Source organism: Ginsengibacter hankyongi (genome assembly GCF_008710285.1).
Lineage (GTDB): Bacteria > Bacteroidota > Bacteroidia > Chitinophagales > Chitinophagaceae > Ginsengibacter > Ginsengibacter hankyongi.
In genome coordinates this window covers 1-660 of record NZ_VYQF01000030.1, presented here as the reverse complement: position 1 = coordinate 660, position 660 = coordinate 1, and the positions used below count along the sequence as shown (strand labels likewise).

Genomic DNA, 660 nt, shown 5'->3' with positions numbered 1-660 from the left:
GTTACAGGAATATGATTAGGACCATACCGGCTTATTGCATAATTGGTTTCCGCTGCCAGCGGGCCGGTAACGAAAACTTTTTTCAATTTGGATTTATCCAATGGCAAAGTATTATTTACATTTTTTAATAATACTAAAGATTGCCTCTCCATTTCCATTACAAAATTTTCATGCTTATCAGTTCCAACAATTTTATCAGCAGCTTTTACATCTTTCACGTAAGGATGATCAAAAAGGCCAAGTTTGAATTTTACACGCAATACATCTGCAACACGACTGTCAATAGTTTTCATACTAATGCTGCCATCTTTTATTAATTCCCTTAATGGTAATATAAAAGTTTTTGGCTGGGTAAAATTGGTTCTCACATTTAAACCGGCTTCTACTACCTGCCTGATGGCGTCTTTGTTATCTTTGGCAACATGATGTTTGGAGAAAACATATTCTACCGCTTCACTATCGCTCACCACGTAACCTGTAAATCCAAACGCCTCTCTTAAAAGTTCTGTTAAGAAGTAATAGCTTGCTATAATGGGAACACCATCCCAATCGTTGTAACTTGCCATGACACCTAGCGGATGAGCCTGTTCGATTACTTTTTTAAAGGGATATAAATACATTTCCTGTAATTCCCTTGGCGCCACATGCGGATCAGTTCTC

1 protein-coding gene is annotated in these 660 nt (G+C 37.6%); it reads right to left on the bottom strand.

The window, feature by feature from the left end; genetic code table 11:
- The coding region (locus FW778_RS22935) for a glycoside hydrolase family 3 N-terminal domain-containing protein (protein WP_150417256.1) at positions 1–660 on the bottom strand (660 nt) is incomplete at both ends.